Here is a 16,324-nt window from a genome sequence, read left to right as displayed (position 1 = left end):
TCCAGTGGCCTGGCCATCATCTGTTCGGGGTCAACCTTCCAGAACCAGGCCAGGTCATAGGCGACCGAAATCAGGTCGGTGATGGCTCCGACGCCGCACTCATGAAAAAACCTGCAACGGCCCAGCTCAACGCGTTGAAGTCAGCCAGGTCCAGCTGGTTGACCGACGACGGCGGAATGCCGGCGCACACGGCGATGTATTTGGCCGCCACGTCCATGTCGAGGCTGACTTCTTCGCTCTTGTCGATCTTGTACGGCAGCGCCTTGATCGCTCGCACCTCCTGCACCGTCGGACGGCGCAGGACGAGTTCGGTCAGGGGCTCGCCGTGAGCTTCGATCGCAACTTGAAGCTTCACGGCGCCGCTCATTGCCAGGTCCCCTTGATGCCTTCGAATTTCAGTTCGATGGTGGCGTCATCGCCTTTGGAGACTGGCTCTTCGACCAGGTAGGCACCGGCCAGCACGTAGACTTTGCCGTTGCTGAATTCGCAGGTGACGGTGATGTCGGTGCCTTCGATCAGCTTCTTCAGCGGGAAGTCGGCGGTGTGCAGCGCAGTCACTTTGAACGACGGCGCAATGTCGGTTTCCTTGTAGAAACCCGGCACGACGGTTTCGCGTTTGACGGCCATCAGCGGGGCTTCGCAGCCGCCATTGATGGTCAGTTGTGCACCGTCGACCTTGACGTAGCAGGTGCCTGCAATCAGTTGACCCATGGTGTTACTCCCTTCAAATAAAAAGCCCACGCGAGGTGGGCCGAATCACAGTGTCAAACGAGCCGATCAGGCGACGTCGTCGTACTGCAGACGGAACTGGTTGAGCAGTGCGAACACGCGCAGACCGTTGATGTAATCAGGCGGGAACAGCACGTTCACGCGGCTCGGGTCCTTCACGTCGCGCTCGACGATCAGGTGCTCGGCGAACAGCTCGGCGTTTTCCACGTGGCCTTCCAGTTCGAGCTTGGCGTACTGGGCGATCAGCTCACCGCGAATGGTCGCCGGGGTGACGATCGGTTGACCGGCGCCGAAACGGGTGCCGTCGGAGGCCAGTTTGTGGCGACCGTACTTGCTGGTGATCACGCTTTGCAGACGACGTACGATGAACGCCGACTGGTGCATGGTTTCGCTGTCCAGGTACGAGTTGTCAGCCTGGCCGTAGGCGTTCTTCTGGTAGGTGGTGATCGAGCGCTGGATGCGCACGTAGCCGCCTTCGTAGTACGCGGTGGCGATGCCGTAGTTGAGCAGCGACTGACGCTCGGTCAGGGTGAAGCGCTCGCTGGCCGGCGCCGGATCGACGCCTGGCAGGCTGCCGCTCTGGGTCGGACGGCTGGCGTCGGCGGAGATGAACACCGCAGTACGTGCAGCCAGTGCAGCGGCTTGTACCCACACCGGTTGCGGAACGCCCGGCTCCAGCGCCTGAATGGTCATGTGCTGGTCGTTGCGTGCCTGACCGGCTGCGACCAGAGTACCGACGGTGCCGCGCTTGGCGCTGTAGACGTGACCGAACAGTTGCTTGGCCCACGACCAGCGACCGGTACTGTCGTCCATTACCGCTTGCCAGGTATTGAGGGTGGCCAGGTCGGACCATGGCAGCGCGATGAATTCGAATGGCTCGTCACCCAGAGCCGCGACGGCAGCCACCTGATCCGGCACGCCGGTGCCGCCGATCATCGGGGTGATCGCGGTGACCAGACCGGCCGGGGTTTCTTCGCCATTGCTCTTGCCCAGACGATTGAATTGCAGGCTGATGTCGTTGCCGCTGTCGCCGATCCATTTGGCGTTGAGGGTAACCACACCGTCGGTGGCCAGCGCCGTCACCGGCAGATCGGCAGTGGCATTGACTTTCTGCACCAGCGCAGTGGCCGCTTGTGCAGCGGTGGCACCATTGGCGATGGTGGCCTGCACGCGAACGCCGCCGACATACAGGTTAAGCACGCCGGCCTGGGTTGCGGTGCCCGTCAGGGTCACCACGCCTTTGGCGATTGCGCCTTCAGCGTTGTGCAGCGGCAGGCACCAGATCTCACCGATCGGGTCGGCCTTGCGGAAGGTTTCGTACATGGAAGCCAGCATCGAGCCCTGGCCGCCGATGCTTTTGGCCAGCGCCACGCTGGAAACCAGCACCAGTTTGCCGACTTCGCTCGGGGCGATGTTGTCGTTGACCTGCGCCACGATCAGCCGGCGCATGGACGAAGACGCGCTATTGGCGGCCGAGTTGTCCATTTCGGCATAGAACAGCGGAACACGAATGTCCGCAGGAATGTTGCTGAATCCGATCGCCATTATTTGGCTCCCTTTTGTTTAGCTGTTGCGGTTTTGAGGGTGATATCGCCGTCGGCCAGACGCCGGCGCCACCAGGCGCTGTCCAGCACTTCACGGCCTTCCAGTGGCAGCAGGTCGCCTGCTTCCGGGTCCGGCACGGCACGGCCGGCGGCCGGCACTACGGTGATGCGGTTGCTCATGGGGTTACGTCTCCAGAGAAAGTCATTTCCACGCGCCCGTCAGGGCCCGGGTGTTTCAGGTTGGGGTCGGCCGGGTCGATCGCATCGACCCTCACGGTGACCCCGGTAAAGGACGACAAACCGTCCAGTTCGCGTTCGTGCCAACTCTCCGCAGGCTGACTTGGCAGATTGCGGCCCAGCTGGAACTCGGCAAAAAAGCGCAGCCGGTAGAACATGCGGCTGCTGTTGATCGAGACCGTTTCGCCGCCGTCATAAACGATGGCGCTGTATTCCGAACCGGGTTTGAAACCCACCAGCGCACGCCACAGTTCGGCGCGCAGGTCGTGCAACAGATCCAGCGCTTTTGTGGCGTCCGTGGCGTCGAGCACCAGGATGATTTCGAAGCGGTCGCGGATCGGCTGGCTGGTGGAGTTTTGTGCGGTACTGGCACTGGCCAGATCGGCCAGCGGTAATACATGGGCCGACGGTGTCGGCAGATTCGGGTTGCCTTGCAGCAGCGCCAGGTCGACACCTGTCGCGATATGGCCGGCAAGGCTTGGGCATTGCGCACGCAGCTGCGTGAGGATCGGGGAGATCTTCATGGGGAGCGTTCCAGTGTTAGAGAGTGACGCAGGAGTGGGAGCGTATGGTGGGATGAATCAGTCTTTGGCGTCTGCTTTCGGATCGAGGCTGGTGGCCTCGATGACGCAGCGATAACTTTCTTCGCGCTTGCCGCTGGCAGTGACCTTTTCGATCGACCAGCGACCACGCAGGAAGTCCGGCCAGGTCTCATCGAGCAACAGCAGGCCCTCGGCAGACAGCAGCGGATTGCCCGGGCAGGTGATCTTCACCTTGTACTTTTCCCGCAGCATCTTGCGCACTTCGCCCTCTCCGATAGCCTTGGCCTCCTCCTCGCTCTGGCAGATCTGACGCACGGTCTTGTAGGGCGCCTCACCGGTCAGCACCTCACGCATCACACCGATGGCCTTATCCAGGAACCGGGTCTTGCAGCCTTTGGCCTGTGCCCGGGCGGTCTCTTCAAGGGTGGCGCTGATGAAAGCGTGATCGCCGGGGCGGTTGTTCTCGGTCACCGACAGACGCACGTCCGCCAAGGACTTGCCCGACAGCGATTTGGTCTGACCGGGGCGCGCCAGCACATACAGCTCGCCCACCGGTTTGGCGATCACCTTGTACTTCTTCGCCAGGCGCGTCAGGAAACCCATGTCGGTTTCGTTGGACTGGTCGATGTGATCGATCCTGATCAGCGCCAGATCGGACGCCACCCGTGGAGAAAATCCATGAGGCGAAACCAGTTCACCAAACAGCGCACCCAGGGTGGTCGGACCATGGCTGGCCGTACGTCGCTGTTTGAAGCCGGTCTCGTCGGCGGCGCTGAACGGCGCGGCCGTGGCGACCAGTGTCAGGCGAAACGGGAACAGGGTCGGTGTCAGGCGCGTCACTTTGAACAGGCCCTTATCGACAATTTCCGATTCGCGATAGCCGACCCGAAGACCGATTCTCCCCCCGAGATCAGGCAGCCCTTCAAGCCCTTCCAGATCGACCGTCAGCGTCAGCTGATCAGACTCGGTACCGGCAGCATCGACGTGCTCCCAACTGATCAGGCGCTGATTGAGCAGCGCCGCGTTGGTCCCGTAGATTTCCACCACAGGCGTGAAACCCTGTGCCATACAACCTCCTTAATCCCAGGCTGAAACCGGCTTGATCGCCGCCGGCTTCGAATCGAGTTCCGGCAACACCACCCAGACGTCCGCAGGCAAGACGGGGCCGTGTTCGGCCAGCGTCGGATTGAGCTGCCACAGGGCTTCTTCGGCGGAGTCATCGCTGCGACCGGTTTCGCGGTACAACAACAGATTCACCGAATCACCGGCCACGCTTCGTACCTTACGCATTGTTGAACTCCGCCAATTCGAGGGTCCAGTCGACCACCATCGCCGTACCATCATCGATGATGCAGGTCTGGGTTTCCTGAACCGTGGTAATCCGCCACAAACCCCAGTTGCGGCCGATGCCATCAATCAGCGGCAGCGGTACACGAAGGGCTTGCAGCGCCCGCAGTTCATCCAGCCGATCCATGGCCACCGCGTACATCGATTTGCCGGTGATGGTCAGGGTTTCAGGCTTCTGTCCCGTCTGGTGCGACTTGGGTTTGCTGGTGAGGATCTGCAGCTCCGTCCAGCCGCCATCGGACTTGCGCAGAAAACTGCTGTAGGCAAAACCGCGTGACAGGCCAAAGATGAAACTGCCCAGTGCCATTTGTTGTTTCATGTGGCGACTCCATCGGTCAGGGCAGCGTCACGTCGTGTGGCGAGAGGGTTGGTCGGCATGATCTGGCCCAACTGACTCATCGTTGTTTGCACCACCAGATTGGCCAGTGCCTGGGCACTGCCCTGATCCTGACCATTGATGTTGATGGTGGAATTGAGCGTGACAGGCTGGCTGGCGGCTGTGGTTGCAAGTGCCGCGGGGATCGTGGAGGTCGCCGAGGTCGCGATGAGGTCTTTACTGACCTGTGCAGGAGAGCCGAGACGATCGACTTGTTTCCCCAGCTTGTCGCCCAGGGACTCACCGATGGCCCCGCCCGCCATGCTCCCAAGCCACCCGCCAACCATGGTGCCCAAACCCGGCAGAATCAACGTGCCCAATGCAGCACCGACAGCGGCTCCGGCAGACGACCCGGCTAACGATGCACCGGAGGACACGACGGCACGTTTATCGCCCTTCATGACGCCGGTGACCATTTCATATCCGGCGCTGAGCAACCGCAGTGGTGGTGCCCGTCTGGCAAGCAGTCTGCCTGCCCTGGCGTAGGAACCGGACAGTGGAGCGGCCGGTGCGGAGCTGACGGCTGATGAGCCTGCAAATGCCGTCATGGTTCCCGACCAGTACGTGCCAACGGATCGTGTCGGCGGTGCAAGCGGTGCCGAGGGTGCAAGCGGTGCCGACGGTGCAATGATCCGTGGTGCCCGGGGGGTCACCCCACCGACTGCTCCACGTCCGACTCGAGGCGTGATGCTTGCCCGACGAGGCTTGAGCTTGCCGCCCGTCCCGCCGCCCAGCGGTTTGCAGTAGCAGCAACAATCATGGCCCACGCCATTTCCGGCAGACGTTTTTTTTGTTTTCGGGTCTTCAATATCGGCAATCAAACCGCCAAGACCAAACGGCAATTTTGAAGCCACGCCCTTGAGCAGTTTGTCAGTGAAATTGCCGAATGCCTTGGCCATCACCGCCACCACGATGGCCGACAATCCAGCGCCCGCAACGGCCAGTGCCGTCGAGGTTTTTGGATAGGCTTCAGCCATATCGGCCACGCCGTTGGTCATATTCGTCAGCGAATCCAGCGTGCCGGCTGCATCAGGTGCCAACGCCGTGACCAGACGATTGAGACTGGCATCGAACGCGTTCCAGCTTCGCTGAGGGTCTTTACCCGCAGGCTCGGCGCTGCGTTCAATCGCGCCGCTGTAAGCCGGTGTCAGTGGATCATTGGGCTTGAGCAATGAAAGCGGCGTCTGTGCCTCGCCGGGTTTTCCCATCCATTGGCGCACGCCACCCTCACCTTTGTAGGGCGATGCGAGGCTGCTCTGGGTCGCTTGCGAGGACACAAGCGTCGACGTTCCTTCCAGTTTGGCCGGAGCGACCAGCGAAAACGCTTTTTGCAGGTCTTCGGGCTTCGCCAGCAGTTTGCGTACACCGTCGTCGCCACTGAAAAGTGTCTTGATCAGCGCCGTTTGCTGTTCTGCCGGTTGTTGCTTCAATGCCGCCAGCGCTTTGACAAGGTTGTCCGGGACGTTTTCAGTCAGCTTGCCGGGATCAAGCCCCAACGCCTTCCACGCCGACTGCTCGGCCGCCGAGCCCTGGCTGCCTTTGCCCAGGGCTGCGCTGATGCTTTTCACCGCCGCCCCGGCACCGGCCTTGTCGACGTCAGCGTTGAGCAACGCGGCTGACAGTGCTGCCAACTGCTCGGGCAGGATCCCCGCTGCAACGGCCGACTCGCCTGATTGCTGCACCACCGAGCCGATATCGGCGGCCGTCGCATTCAGTCCGCTGTTGCCCAGATGCTGAGTCGCATCGGCCAGCAACTGACCTTGAGCACGATCCAGTTTCATCGAGACTTGCCAGGCCGACAGCATCTCACCGGCCGACTTCAGGCTGATGCCGAACGCCGACGCGTTGACCGCTGCATCCTGGGCAAAGTCCAGCAGCGCGTGTTCCTTGTCGGCCCCCTTGAGACCCGCGCCAATCCCCGATCTGCCAGCCGCAACTTCGACCTGCACCAGATCCACGACCGTCGCCCCACTGCCGGCAACCCGTTTGTCGGAGGCCAGTTTGAGGTTGGCTTTCGACAGCGTGTCGAGGTCGCCACTCAGGCCTTGCACCTGCCTGAGCTGGGCCATGGCGGTTTTCAGGGCCATGTCCGATTGCAGGTAGGCCGGAGGCGAGCGCTGTTCAATCTCGGCCTTGAGCTTAGACTTGCTCTCGCCGCCTGCCGCCGGCGCGGCGGTTACAACGGGCGCCTTGAACGATGCCAGGGCTGTGTTCAGCCCCAGGACAACGGCGCCGAGCTTGATCTGTTCACGCACCAGACTGCGGATGTCGAGACTGGCCGTGAGCAGCGCCTCTTTCAGTTCGGACAGCGGTTTGATCAGGCTGTCCGTGGCCGATCCCCCTGCCGACAAACCGGAACCCGCGCCTCCGTTTTGCGCGGCGTACATCAGCGAAAACGATGTGTCTGCCATGCCGCTCTACTCCTTTTTCACGCCAAGGCGAGTGATCGCTATGTCGTAGCGGCGCAACGCCTTTTCGGCGTCCCACTCCAGAATTTCCGCCTCACTTACCGGGTAAATGAGCGGCACGATATCGAGGATTACTTCGATGTCGCGCTCTGAAAGAAGGCCGCCGGCTGGTTTAAAAAATCGTCGATGCGCACCTGCAATTGCGTCCAGTCAGGGACACTCATCAGGGCCAGATCGGGGATCATCAGGCCGGTGCAATGGGCGGTGATGAACTCGGCGCGTTCCTTGGCCGTTTTCAGTTTCTTCATCACTTTAGTGGCCCGCAGCGCCGGCATTTCCAGGCTCAGCGAGGTCACGGTGCGGCCGGTGACGGCGAGCGGTTGCAGCAGTTGCACCTGGTCGGGATCGTCGGACTTTTCCGCGTCTTCGACCTGGTCGAGAAAGTACGACGCCGGACGGGTCGACATCTCATGCACATACTGCGCAATGGTTACGTAGTCCGGGCGCTTGAGCTGGTCGAGTTCCTTGACCGACATCCCAGTGGCCAGCAGCGCCAGCTCGAAGAACTGATCGTCTTCATCGTCGCCGGCGCGTTCCAGCGCTTCTTTCTGGGCGGCGTAGAACAGGGGTTTGAGCTGGATCGATTCGATCTGCGAGCCGTCGTCGCCGGTGATCGGCGAGAGCAGGTCATGCTTGGGTGGCATCCACGACATGAAAGGAATTCCTTGGGTGTTCTTGAAGATCCCTGCGGGCATGAACGCCCGCAGGGTTTGTGCACGGTCGCCAAAAAGCCTTACGGCATCAGCACCGCACGACGGGCATCACCAAGGATGTCGACGCCGCTGAGCACGAACTTCTGGGTACGCACGTCGATGTCGATCACCGGAATGCCGTTTTCCAGGCGGTTGTAGGTGCGGCAGGAGAACTCAAGCGTCGTCAGGGCTTTGCTACCCATTTTGATTGCTTCTTCACCCAGGGTTTTGAGCTTGCCGCCAATGGTGTGATAGGTGAACCAGGTGTTGCCGTCCTGATCCTGACCGGCCTCACGCACGTTCAGCAGAATGTCGTCGCCCAGTTTCACGCCCATCGCCAGCAGCACTTCAGCGCCGGTGCCTTGCAGCTTGAGCGTGGCATTCAGCGGCTTGGCACTCTTGGCCATTTCCTCGACGATGAAGCGCCCGCCCGCCATGCTTTCCATATCGAAATCGATTTTCGGCGGAGTGAATTCCTCCACGGTCGCCGACAGCGGCAGGCCTTGCAGGGTGGCCGCGATGGCCTGTCTTACGCGGTTGGTAAACATTAGAGAACGTCCTCCAGGAACTGCTCGATGATTTCATCGCGGGCGTTGAGTTGATAAACCATGTGTTCGTTCGGCGCGTAGCGGCCGTAGTCGATGACCACGTACCAGGTGCCGTTCTTGTACTTCTCGACGCTGTTGAGTTCCGGGTGCAGATACACGCTGCCGCCGGGAATGGTTTCGTCGGCGACCAGGGTCTGCAGCCAGTCGTTGATGCGTTTGACTTCCTGATCCATGAACGACTTGGTCAGGTTCTTGGCCATGGCTTTCTGGCCGGCCTTCACCAGCTTGCGGCTGATGGCATCTTCCAGACCGACGTAGCTGATGAACTTGCCGGTGATCGAGCGGTTGCCCAGCAGCGAGAAGCCGCCAAGGATGGTGCGGGCGTAGTAGCTGACGCCGTAGCGGTTGAGCAGATCGCCTTCGGTGGAGGTGTCGAGGATGTTGTACTCAACGACCCGGGACACGTCTTCGGCGTAGGTCACCTGGTTGCCCGGGCTTTCCCATTGCTTGACCTTGGCCAGCGCGGCGATTGCCAGACTGGATGGCGCGAGGAAGACGTTTTTCTTCGCCGCTTTCGAGTACACGGCGGGCATGTTGTGCACCACCAGACAACGGTCGAAACCGAGGTCGGCGCCGCCCAGTTCCTGGCTGTAAGTCACCTGGTCAGCGACCGAAGCGTCCTTGCCGTCCAGCACCACACGGGCCTTGATGCGCTTGCCGAACGAGGCGAACTCACTGGCTACAGCCTTGGTGCCGGTGAAGCCCGGCGCGCCGATGATGGTCAGGTCTTCCGGGACGCTACCCAGTGCCGCCAGACCGAGTTTGCGGCCGGTGGCTGGCTCGATGCCGCCGATCACTGCGTTGACGGTGTCGGCCGGGGTCGCGCCCGCTTCGACGATCACCACGTACACCGGCACCTTGACCACTTTGAGGATCTGGTAAACCGCGTGGTACAGGGTGCCCTCTTCCGCGCCGGTCGGATCGAGCAGCGCGTGGGTGGTAAAGCTGTTGATGCGAAACGGTGCGTTGCGCGGAATCAGCGGATCGGCTTTCGGCGCGGTGCCGACCAGACCGATGACGTTGTCACCCAGGCCACCCATGGCCTCGGGGGATTCGGTGGCATTGACGGTAATGCCGTTGTGCTCGAAGTTCAGAACCTCAGCCATATTCAGTCAGCCTTCTTGGCAGCGGCCTTCACGGCCTTGGTGGTAGGTGTTTTCAGCTCCAGTCGACCGGCGCTGTGCAGGGCACTGGCCTCGACATCGAGCAGATCGAGTTCCTGGCCGACGCTCGACCAGTGCCCACCGCCGGTGGGGAATGGAACGAGCACGGTGTAGGTTTGGCGGGTTGCCATTTTTCGTTTCTCCATAAACGGGAAAGCCCCTCGTGGGGAGGGGCTTGGCGGGTGTTGAGTTTTTTTGGGGGAAAGAAAACGCCCCGGGGTGCGGGGCGTTTATTTGAGATTTGCGGTATCGGGCGACAATGAATCCGGCCAGCCTTCGGCAAGCATTTCGTCGCGATATTCGCCGGTCTCGATTGCACGTAACAACGTCAGCTCGCGGTCAAAGCAGGCCTGCACGTGTGCTCGCACGGCTTTCGCAATTTCGATGATTTGCGCAGCGCCAATCTCGACGAATCCCTTCGCTGTTTTGAAATTGCAGCGGTATTCCGGATCGAGGATAGCCGATAGGCCAGTACTGGCGATCAGCGCCTGGCTGTCGCGGGTTGTTTCGATGTTCAGGCCGTCGACGACGATGCCAACACCCTCACGCACGAAGCGCTCATCCGCCACCGATGCCTTGAGTTCATCCAGCGACTCGACCGGAACCCCCGGTGGCGCAAACTGCTTGCCGTCATACAGCCAGCCTTCCTCGACCTCGTTGGGGCATTCGATCCAGATCATGTCCGGGTGAAACATTGTCTTTATGTCGCCGTCGGTTTCGAACAGCTGGGCAGCCTTGCCCATGTACAGGAGTGCGTACTTCTTCATCAGGCGTATTCCTCGAAAATAACAACACCACCAGCTCCCGGCGCGCCATTACGAGCTGCACTGGACTGGCCGTTGGCCACACCACCAGCACCGCCCCCGTATCCTGTACCGACCTGAATCGGTGCGCCGATACCGTAGCCGCTTCCACCCGCACCAAGCGCCCCGCTACCGCCATGGCCAGCCAACGTCGAACCATTGACGGATATGCCTGGAGCTCCAGGTGCCCCGGGCATGTTGAGCAAGTTGCCCCCCGAGGCGGGCGCCCCCGGATAACCGCCTACGTACAAGGCATAACCTGATGTCGGAACAGCAATGGAAAAGATTGACCCCAGCCCACCGGGGGCAGATAACAGAGCCCCCACCGATGAGGCGCCGCCTGTACCACCACCGGTTCCTGTTGTGCCTGAAGCGGTTCCTGCGATCCCGCCGAGCCCTACGATTACCGACTGACTCGCGCCAATATCCGCTGCCGTCAGTAACGCCTCCGCATAGCCACCAGCCGCGCCACCACCAGACGCTGAGACTTGGCCAGCTGCCGTAGCAGACGCACCGCCAGATCCTGCACCAGCGCCCACAATTCGAATCCGCACCTTCTTCATCCCCGGCGTCGGAATGTAGGTGCCGTTATCCGTGAATTTCTGAATATTCAGAAGGCGGCCAAACTCGTTTCTAATCACCCGCTGCTCAAGCGCGGCGATATCAATCGTTCCCTGGTTAACCGGTGTGATCCAGGCCTTGATGCACCACATCACCGCCAAGTTGCGCGGGCGGGTCGAACCGAAAGAAATTTCACCAGCACTCGTAATGGGAGCGCCAATGCCGGAAGCCGACATATTTTGTGCCACGGGGTAATCCGACAGCGCTGCCGGGTCATACCCCAAGTCCGCACGGCCAACCACCGCATCAGTGCTAGGCGTTCGATCCCCCACTATCCCGGCTGATGCGCCTTGGTCAAAACTATGACCTGAACCTTTTTGCCAACTGCCCACCGTTCGGCCAGGATCGATACCGCGGTTGTGATCCCAGCCCCGCAGGAATTCGCCGCGGGTATCTGGTAGCCGCGTATAGCTCGCATCGTCACCGGTGATGTTGAATTTCTTGCTCAGGTGCGCAGCAAGGTGCGGATAGAGCGCGTCCTGAAACAGACTGCCGTCCGCTTCCAGATAGCCGGGCGGCACTACGCCAGCCGGGAATGGCATCAGGGCGCCCACCGGTACCGCCGATTTCATTTTCTCCAGCTCGGCGGCCAGTGCGGCGACGTCGATGTTTCCCTGATTGATCGGCGCGTTCCAGGCCTTGATGCACCACATGACGGCGAGGTTGCGGGGGCGGGTTTCCGTGCCTCCCCGGTTACCCGTCGTAGCAATCTGTTGCCCTTCACCCGAGTAGGATTGAGGTCCCCCCGAAGCGGCTGCGTGATATGCCTGAACCGTTGGAAACTCATTAGTCATGAAGCCCGGACGATTATTTGCCGGCGGATGATTGTGCGCCTTGAAATCGTCAGCCTGATACGTGCCAAAATTTCGCCCGCTATCCACACCACGACCATGATCCCAGCCACGCAGGAACTCACCACGCGATTCCGGCAACCGAAAGTTACCAACTCCTTCATCGCCCTTGTTGAATGTTGTTCCCAGGTAAGCCGCCAGATCCGGGTAAGTCGCAATGTTTTGCACACTGCCATCCAGCTCAAGAAAACCTGGCGGCACGATCCCCGTCGGGAACGCCATGACAGCACCCACCGGAACGGCAGATCCCAAGCGGGAGACTTCCTTGACCAGTGCAGCTACATCGATATTTCCCTGATTGATCGGGGCGTTCCAGGCTTTGATGCACCACATGACGGCGATGTTGCGTGGTCTGACAATGCCAGCGTACAGATCGCTCGGTGTACTGGAACCAATCAAAGTGGCGTAACCCATCGTTACGGAGTACGCATTCCCTGATGCTGAATATGCATCCAGCCCAAAATCGTCAGCCTTGCTACCACTTGCTGACCCCATCCCCATCGCGGCACTGAGACCGTTCGAATCCGCGTCATAACCAGAGAGCGAACCTTTCTGCCGACTGCCTACACCACGCCCGGCATCCACCCCACGCCCATGATCCCAACCCCGCAAGAACTCCCCGCGCGCTTCCGGCAACCGGAAATTCCCGACGCCCTCATCCCCCTTGTTGAACTTGCCGCCCAGATAAGCGCTCAAGTCCGGGTAAGTCGCGCTGCTCTTGACGCTGTTGTCCAGCTCCAGAAAACCCGGTGGCGGCGTATCGACAGGGAACGCCACAATCGACCCCACCGGCAACGCCGAGGCCTTGGCGATCAGCGCTTCGACTTCAGCCTTGGTGTAGGAGTCCTTGATGCCGAACCCGGCCAGCGTGTCGGGATTCGAGCCGGCCGTTGCACGGCCATATTCGTCGACGCTCAGACTTTTGTAAGTCCCGGCGGCAATCCCGGTACGCCCCGCGAGCATCTTGAATGTCAGCGCTGTGGTGCCGAGGGTGATCGGTGCGTTGGTGGTCAGGTGCCACAGCGAATCGCCGTTGAGCGTGCCCTCTTCCACCATCACCGTCAGGCCCGGTGTGACCTTGGCGCTGACGTTGGCATCGCTGGCCCGCACCCAGTCACCGTTGGCGACGATCCACAGGCCGTTGTCTTTCGCCAGGGTCTGGTTCGGCAGCAACACGCGGTCGCCGGCAATCACGGCAACGCCGTCAATCTGCTGCGCACCGTTCAACACCACGTTGGCGGTGGCGGCGACGCGCACCGATTGCTTGCCATCGAGTTTGCCGAGTTCTTCGGCGAGGTAGCTCATGACCCAGGCGCGAGTGGCCTTGACCACAGTGTCATCGATCAGCAGCGTCACCAGCGAGGCATTGCTGGTTTCGAAAATCGAGCGGATGTAGAACTCTTTGCCCGAGCCGGACGTGGCCAGAACCGGTTTGAACGACTCCGGGTATTTGACGATGGCGTAGAGAATGCCGGTGTCGGTCCACAGCCCGGCTTCACGCACGTACCAGCCGCCGACATCCGGCGGAATGGTCACTTCGGCAAGCAGCCAGCTCGGATTTTTCTCGTCCTGGAACAGCGCATTGAGCGGTCCGCGCCAGACTTCGCGCTTGAGCGCGGTAGCTGTCGCGGCCGGGTTGTAGACCGCGCCGCCGCCATCACCGACGGAAATCTGCGTCAGCTTGATCGGTACGCCCGCGGCCTTGCAGGCGGTTTCGTAGGCAATCCCTGCGTTGGTGAGCAGGGTGTAATAGTCAGCCATTCAGGCCCCCTGAGGATAAATAGTGGATGTTTCGACGGTGTAGAGACCGGCCGCCATGAAGGCTTCACCGGAGGTTTCGAGGCCTTCGAGGAACACCGGATAGACCGTGGTCAGTTCGCCGCAGAAGGTCGCGGCGCCGATCACATGAGAGCCAAAGGCGCTGAGGCCGACCGACACCGACAGCACGTCCCGCTCGCTCTTGGCATCGGCCAGGCGTCGGTCGAGACGGGCGTCGATTTCTTCGCTGTAGGGTTGTTCGCTGAAGGCCCGCACGGAAAAACTGTAGGGTTCGCCGGGCGGTGTCTGTTCGTACCAGGCGCGGACTTCCGGCCTTAGTTGCAATCCCTTGGCGGCGTTCTCCAGCGCCTTGCGAGTGCCGGCCTGGCGCGCAGTGGGCCACGCCAGTTCGACAGTCAGGCGCTTTTCCGCCTCCGGTGCGTCGGTGCTCCATTCGGCCACGCCGCGATCCGCGGCGAGATACGGCAGGAACGCGACCGGCGTAGCGCTTGGGTTCATCAATTCGGGAAACGGCGGCGCTATGCGGTCAAGCAAGGTGCCGAAGCCGATATCGAGCGCCCGTTCCAGCGCCGAGCTGTTGGCCGGCAGCAGGGTCGGACGCGGTGTCTGGTCCGTCATAGTGTCTGCACCTCGACCTCGACCGCCGTGCAGTACGGCGCTTGAAACGCGGTGCACACGATGGGTGTCAACGGTTCAAGAATCTGCAACTGCACGGCGCCGGCGCTGTGCAGCGTGTAGTCGATCCAGCTCGGATCGACCCGGCCTTCCAGACGATGGCAACTGTCGGCGTAGGCTTGCAGATGTTGCTCGGCGGCGACTTTGGTCAGGCCCGAATCCGGGCCGGAATTGATCTTCGCCACGACACGGATCTTGTAGCGCTGAATCTCGGCGCCCTTGACCGTGACCTTGTCGGTTTCCGGGCAGACATCGGGCCGGGCGAAATGTTGGCGCACGCCGTCGAGCAATGCGGCGGACGGTGTGCCGTCGGCATCGCGGGACAGCACAGTCACCTGCACTTCTCCGGGGGCTGTGCGACGGCCATTGCCATCCTTGACCTGTGCGGCGAGGCCGTCCGGGGCAAAGGTGTAGGTAACGTCGACGACGCCGGCATCGGTGGATTCGACTTTCACTGACGGCCGCTCGCCGAGGGTGAACACCTCGCGGCGGTACTGCATCCGCGAACCCGCCGCCGGCGCATGGGGCGCCAGGTAGTAGCGCAACCGGGCGTCATCGTCGCTTTCGTAAATCGCCGGCACCGGCGGGAATGCCGCCGGGTCGCCCGGATCGAGCAACTGTCGCTCCAGGCCCATGTCCGCCAGCCGCGCATCGAGGTTGCTGCCGGTGGCCCACCACGCCAGCATCTGCTTGATGCGGGCGTTGTATTTGCGTTCGTGGGTCTGCAGGCGAACGCAAAACGCTTCGAGCGCCATGGTCAGTAGTTCGCTTTCGTTTTCCAGGCTGGTCTTGAGTTTCGCAGCACTCTGCGGCGAGCGGGATCCGACGTATTCCAGGACGAAGGTCTTGAACTCGGCCAGCAAATCCTCGAGGGCTTCGACCTTGATCAGCGAAGGTTCGGCCAGTTGGTTCTGGCCAGGGATCAACATGCTCATGTCACGACCTCGAAAGTCTGTTGGCGGTTTTTCCAGGTGCCGGCGAACCGCAGCAGCAGGCCGGCGCCCTGTCGGGTGGCGACGATCACGCCGGGCTGGAAATCGCCTATGCCGTTCTGCGGGTTGTAGAACGCCTGCGCGGCGTGGCTCTGGGCCAGAAGCAGAACGTCATCGCCGAGGTTTTGCCCCAGCAGCGTGGGGATCAACGAACCATAAAGGGGCCTTTTTTGCCGGGTGCCCAGCGGCGTGGTCAGGGCTCGTGTCGCGCGCTGCACGAATTGCAGCCAGTCGTCGACCGTGGCCCCGGTGTCTCTATCGATTCCGATCATGGGAGGCTCTTGATTCAGGGGCTGATGACGCGACCCTGGTGATCCACCAACGGGCCGCTGAAGTGCACGCCCGAGGCGTCGATCGTCAGGCCGACGGCGCCCAGTTGCAGGTTGATCGCTTGCGGCGTTATCGCCAGTCGCGCCGGGCCGATGCTCAGCTCAAGCGCTTCACGGGAACCGCTGAAAGCCGCAGGACCGTTTTGCCAGTGCAAGGTGTGCGAGGCGTCGTCGTAGCCGCTTTCGCTGCCATCGGCATGCACCCGTCGCGTCAGCGTGGGAATGGTTGCAACGGGTGGAAAACGGTCACTGTTCAAGCCGAACAACGCCACACTTTGCGCACCGCTTTCGCCGCTGCCGTAGTTGAACAGCAGACACTGTTCGCCCACGCTGGGAATCCGCGATTCGCTCTGGGCGCCGGCGCTCGGGTTGAAGAACTTGATCGCCGGGGTGAGCAATCCTCCGTGACTGACCTTGCAGGTATTGCTCGCCGCATCGACTTCCTGACAAATGCCGATGCGGCAATAGCTTTCGGCGCGTCGGTGCAGGTCTTCGATCTCTGCTTCCATCTCGGCCAGGCGCTCGATGATCGGGCCCAGTTGCATACGCAGTAATGCGTCGAACATCG

Annotated in this window: 19 protein-coding genes; all 19 read right to left on the bottom strand. The window is 61.4% G+C overall.

Features of this window, described 5'->3' with window-relative positions:
- Nucleotides 1-70 precede the first annotated feature (70 nt).
- The 19 genes from DLD99_RS06555 to DLD99_RS06465 all read right to left on the bottom strand — a co-directional run bounded on the left by DLD99_RS06555 (nt 71) and on the right by DLD99_RS06465 (nt 16,322).
- Complete coding sequence (locus tag DLD99_RS06555; protein ID WP_114881667.1) at nt 71-367, bottom strand: phage tail assembly protein; 297 nt, start codon at nt 365-367, stop codon at nt 71-73.
- Nucleotides 364-711 carry a phage tail tube protein gene (locus DLD99_RS06550; RefSeq protein WP_007908779.1) on the bottom strand — a complete coding sequence of 116 codons (348 nt, stop codon included), beginning with the start codon at nt 709-711 and terminating at the stop codon, nt 364-366. Before DLD99_RS06550 ends, DLD99_RS06555 begins: the two co-directional genes overlap by 4 nt.
- Nucleotides 712-777: 66 nt before the next feature.
- Entirely contained in the window at nt 778-2,274 is a 1,497-nt protein-coding gene (locus DLD99_RS06545) for a phage tail sheath subtilisin-like domain-containing protein (protein WP_114881666.1), read from the bottom strand.
- Nucleotides 2,274-2,453, bottom strand: coding sequence for a DUF2635 domain-containing protein (locus DLD99_RS06540; RefSeq protein WP_007954893.1), 180 nt, complete (start codon nt 2,451-2,453; stop codon nt 2,274-2,276). Before DLD99_RS06540 ends, DLD99_RS06545 begins: the two co-directional genes overlap by 1 nt.
- Nucleotides 2,450-3,034, bottom strand: a complete 585-nt coding sequence (locus DLD99_RS06535; RefSeq protein WP_114881665.1) for a phage tail terminator protein — start codon at nt 3,032-3,034, stop codon at nt 2,450-2,452. Before DLD99_RS06535 ends, DLD99_RS06540 begins: the two co-directional genes overlap by 4 nt.
- A gap of 57 nt (nt 3,035-3,091) precedes the next feature.
- Nucleotides 3,092-4,120: a phage late control D family protein gene (locus DLD99_RS06530; RefSeq protein WP_114881664.1), complete on the bottom strand. Its 1,029-nt coding sequence runs from the start codon at nt 4,118-4,120 to the stop codon at nt 3,092-3,094.
- Between the two features lie 9 nt (nt 4,121-4,129).
- Nucleotides 4,130-4,342 (bottom strand): tail protein X, encoded by a 213-nt coding sequence (locus DLD99_RS06525; protein ID WP_114881663.1) that lies wholly within the window; start codon nt 4,340-4,342, stop codon nt 4,130-4,132.
- Nucleotides 4,335-4,718 (bottom strand): phage tail protein, encoded by a 384-nt coding sequence (locus tag DLD99_RS06520; RefSeq protein ID WP_114881662.1) that lies wholly within the window; start codon nt 4,716-4,718, stop codon nt 4,335-4,337. The genes DLD99_RS06525 and DLD99_RS06520 overlap by 8 nt, the downstream gene beginning before the upstream one ends.
- Nucleotides 4,715-7,186, bottom strand: a complete 2,472-nt coding sequence (locus DLD99_RS06515; protein WP_114881661.1) for a phage tail tape measure protein — start codon at nt 7,184-7,186, stop codon at nt 4,715-4,717. Before DLD99_RS06515 ends, DLD99_RS06520 begins: the two co-directional genes overlap by 4 nt.
- 128 nt (nt 7,187-7,314) lie before the next feature.
- Nucleotides 7,315-7,896, bottom strand: coding sequence for a phage tail assembly protein (locus DLD99_RS06510; RefSeq protein WP_114881660.1), 582 nt, complete (start codon nt 7,894-7,896; stop codon nt 7,315-7,317).
- A gap of 80 nt (nt 7,897-7,976) precedes the next feature.
- Nucleotides 7,977-8,483 carry a phage major tail tube protein gene (locus tag DLD99_RS06505; protein WP_114881659.1) on the bottom strand — a complete coding sequence of 169 codons (507 nt, stop codon included), beginning with the start codon at nt 8,481-8,483 and terminating at the stop codon, nt 7,977-7,979.
- Nucleotides 8,483-9,649 (bottom strand): phage tail sheath protein, encoded by a 1,167-nt coding sequence (locus DLD99_RS06500; protein ID WP_114881658.1) that lies wholly within the window; start codon nt 9,647-9,649, stop codon nt 8,483-8,485. Before DLD99_RS06500 ends, DLD99_RS06505 begins: the two co-directional genes overlap by 1 nt.
- Before the next feature lie 2 nt (nt 9,650-9,651).
- The gene (locus DLD99_RS06495; RefSeq protein ID WP_039771239.1) at nt 9,652-9,837 is read right to left on the bottom strand and encodes a hypothetical protein; all 186 of its coding nucleotides are present in this window, start codon (nt 9,835-9,837) and stop codon (nt 9,652-9,654) included.
- Nucleotides 9,838-9,936: 99 nt separating this feature from the next.
- Nucleotides 9,937-10,473, bottom strand: coding sequence for a DUF4376 domain-containing protein (locus DLD99_RS06490; protein WP_114881657.1), 537 nt, complete (start codon nt 10,471-10,473; stop codon nt 9,937-9,939).
- A complete protein-coding gene (locus DLD99_RS06485; RefSeq protein ID WP_244220781.1) occupies nt 10,473-13,742 on the bottom strand; it encodes a phage tail protein in 3,270 nt (1,089 codons plus the stop codon). The genes DLD99_RS06490 and DLD99_RS06485 overlap by 1 nt, the downstream gene beginning before the upstream one ends.
- Nucleotides 13,743-14,378 carry a phage tail protein I gene (locus DLD99_RS06480; protein WP_114881656.1) on the bottom strand — a complete coding sequence of 212 codons (636 nt, stop codon included), beginning with the start codon at nt 14,376-14,378 and terminating at the stop codon, nt 13,743-13,745.
- Nucleotides 14,375-15,370, bottom strand: coding sequence for a baseplate J/gp47 family protein (locus tag DLD99_RS06475; protein WP_114881655.1), 996 nt, complete (start codon nt 15,368-15,370; stop codon nt 14,375-14,377). Before DLD99_RS06475 ends, DLD99_RS06480 begins: the two co-directional genes overlap by 4 nt.
- The gene (locus tag DLD99_RS06470; RefSeq protein WP_085712866.1) at nt 15,367-15,699 is read right to left on the bottom strand and encodes a phage baseplate protein; all 333 of its coding nucleotides are present in this window, start codon (nt 15,697-15,699) and stop codon (nt 15,367-15,369) included. The genes DLD99_RS06475 and DLD99_RS06470 overlap by 4 nt, the downstream gene beginning before the upstream one ends.
- Before the next feature lie 14 nt (nt 15,700-15,713).
- Entirely contained in the window at nt 15,714-16,322 is a 609-nt protein-coding gene (locus DLD99_RS06465) for a phage baseplate assembly protein V (RefSeq protein WP_114881654.1), read from the bottom strand.
- Nucleotides 16,323-16,324 lie beyond the last annotated feature (2 nt).

Source organism: Pseudomonas kribbensis (genome assembly GCF_003352185.1).
Lineage (GTDB): Bacteria > Pseudomonadota > Gammaproteobacteria > Pseudomonadales > Pseudomonadaceae > Aquipseudomonas > Aquipseudomonas kribbensis.
This window is presented reverse-complemented; position numbering and strand designations above follow the sequence as displayed.

What these genes read in the sequence shown, in the direction of transcription:
- DLD99_RS06495 (WP_039771239.1), bottom strand. Translation starts at nt 9,837, where the DNA reads ATGGCAACCCGCCAAACCTACACCGTGCTCGTTCCATTCCCCACCGGC.
- DLD99_RS06500 (WP_114881658.1), bottom strand. Translation starts at nt 9,649, where the DNA reads ATGGCTGAGGTTCTGAACTTCGAGCACAACGGCATTACCGTCAATGCC.
- DLD99_RS06555 (WP_114881667.1), bottom strand. Translation starts at nt 367, where the DNA reads ATGAGCGGCGCCGTGAAGCTTCAAGTTGCGATCGAAGCTCACGGCGAG.
- DLD99_RS06465 (WP_114881654.1), bottom strand. Translation starts at nt 16,322, where the DNA reads ATGTTCGACGCATTACTGCGTATGCAACTGGGCCCGATCATCGAGCGC.
- DLD99_RS06540 (WP_007954893.1), bottom strand. Translation starts at nt 2,453, where the DNA reads ATGAGCAACCGCATCACCGTAGTGCCGGCCGCCGGCCGTGCCGTGCCG.
- DLD99_RS06545 (WP_114881666.1), bottom strand. Translation starts at nt 2,274, where the DNA reads ATGGCGATCGGATTCAGCAACATTCCTGCGGACATTCGTGTTCCGCTG.
- DLD99_RS06520 (WP_114881662.1), bottom strand. Translation starts at nt 4,718, where the DNA reads ATGAAACAACAAATGGCACTGGGCAGTTTCATCTTTGGCCTGTCACGC.
- DLD99_RS06535 (WP_114881665.1), bottom strand. Translation starts at nt 3,034, where the DNA reads ATGAAGATCTCCCCGATCCTCACGCAGCTGCGTGCGCAATGCCCAAGC.
- DLD99_RS06480 (WP_114881656.1), bottom strand. Translation starts at nt 14,378, where the DNA reads ATGACGGACCAGACACCGCGTCCGACCCTGCTGCCGGCCAACAGCTCG.
- DLD99_RS06550 (WP_007908779.1), bottom strand. Translation starts at nt 711, where the DNA reads ATGGGTCAACTGATTGCAGGCACCTGCTACGTCAAGGTCGACGGTGCA.
- DLD99_RS06485 (WP_244220781.1), bottom strand. Translation starts at nt 13,742, where the DNA reads ATGGCTGACTATTACACCCTGCTCACCAACGCAGGGATTGCCTACGAA.
- DLD99_RS06510 (WP_114881660.1), bottom strand. Translation starts at nt 7,896, where the DNA reads ATGTCGTGGATGCCACCCAAGCATGACCTGCTCTCGCCGATCACCGGC.
- DLD99_RS06515 (WP_114881661.1), bottom strand. Translation starts at nt 7,186, where the DNA reads ATGGCAGACACATCGTTTTCGCTGATGTACGCCGCGCAAAACGGAGGC.
- DLD99_RS06475 (WP_114881655.1), bottom strand. Translation starts at nt 15,370, where the DNA reads ATGAGCATGTTGATCCCTGGCCAGAACCAACTGGCCGAACCTTCGCTG.
- DLD99_RS06530 (WP_114881664.1), bottom strand. Translation starts at nt 4,120, where the DNA reads ATGGCACAGGGTTTCACGCCTGTGGTGGAAATCTACGGGACCAACGCG.
- DLD99_RS06525 (WP_114881663.1), bottom strand. Translation starts at nt 4,342, where the DNA reads ATGCGTAAGGTACGAAGCGTGGCCGGTGATTCGGTGAATCTGTTGTTG.
- DLD99_RS06470 (WP_085712866.1), bottom strand. Translation starts at nt 15,699, where the DNA reads ATGATCGGAATCGATAGAGACACCGGGGCCACGGTCGACGACTGGCTG.
- DLD99_RS06505 (WP_114881659.1), bottom strand. Translation starts at nt 8,483, where the DNA reads ATGTTTACCAACCGCGTAAGACAGGCCATCGCGGCCACCCTGCAAGGC.
- DLD99_RS06490 (WP_114881657.1), bottom strand. Translation starts at nt 10,473, where the DNA reads ATGAAGAAGTACGCACTCCTGTACATGGGCAAGGCTGCCCAGCTGTTC.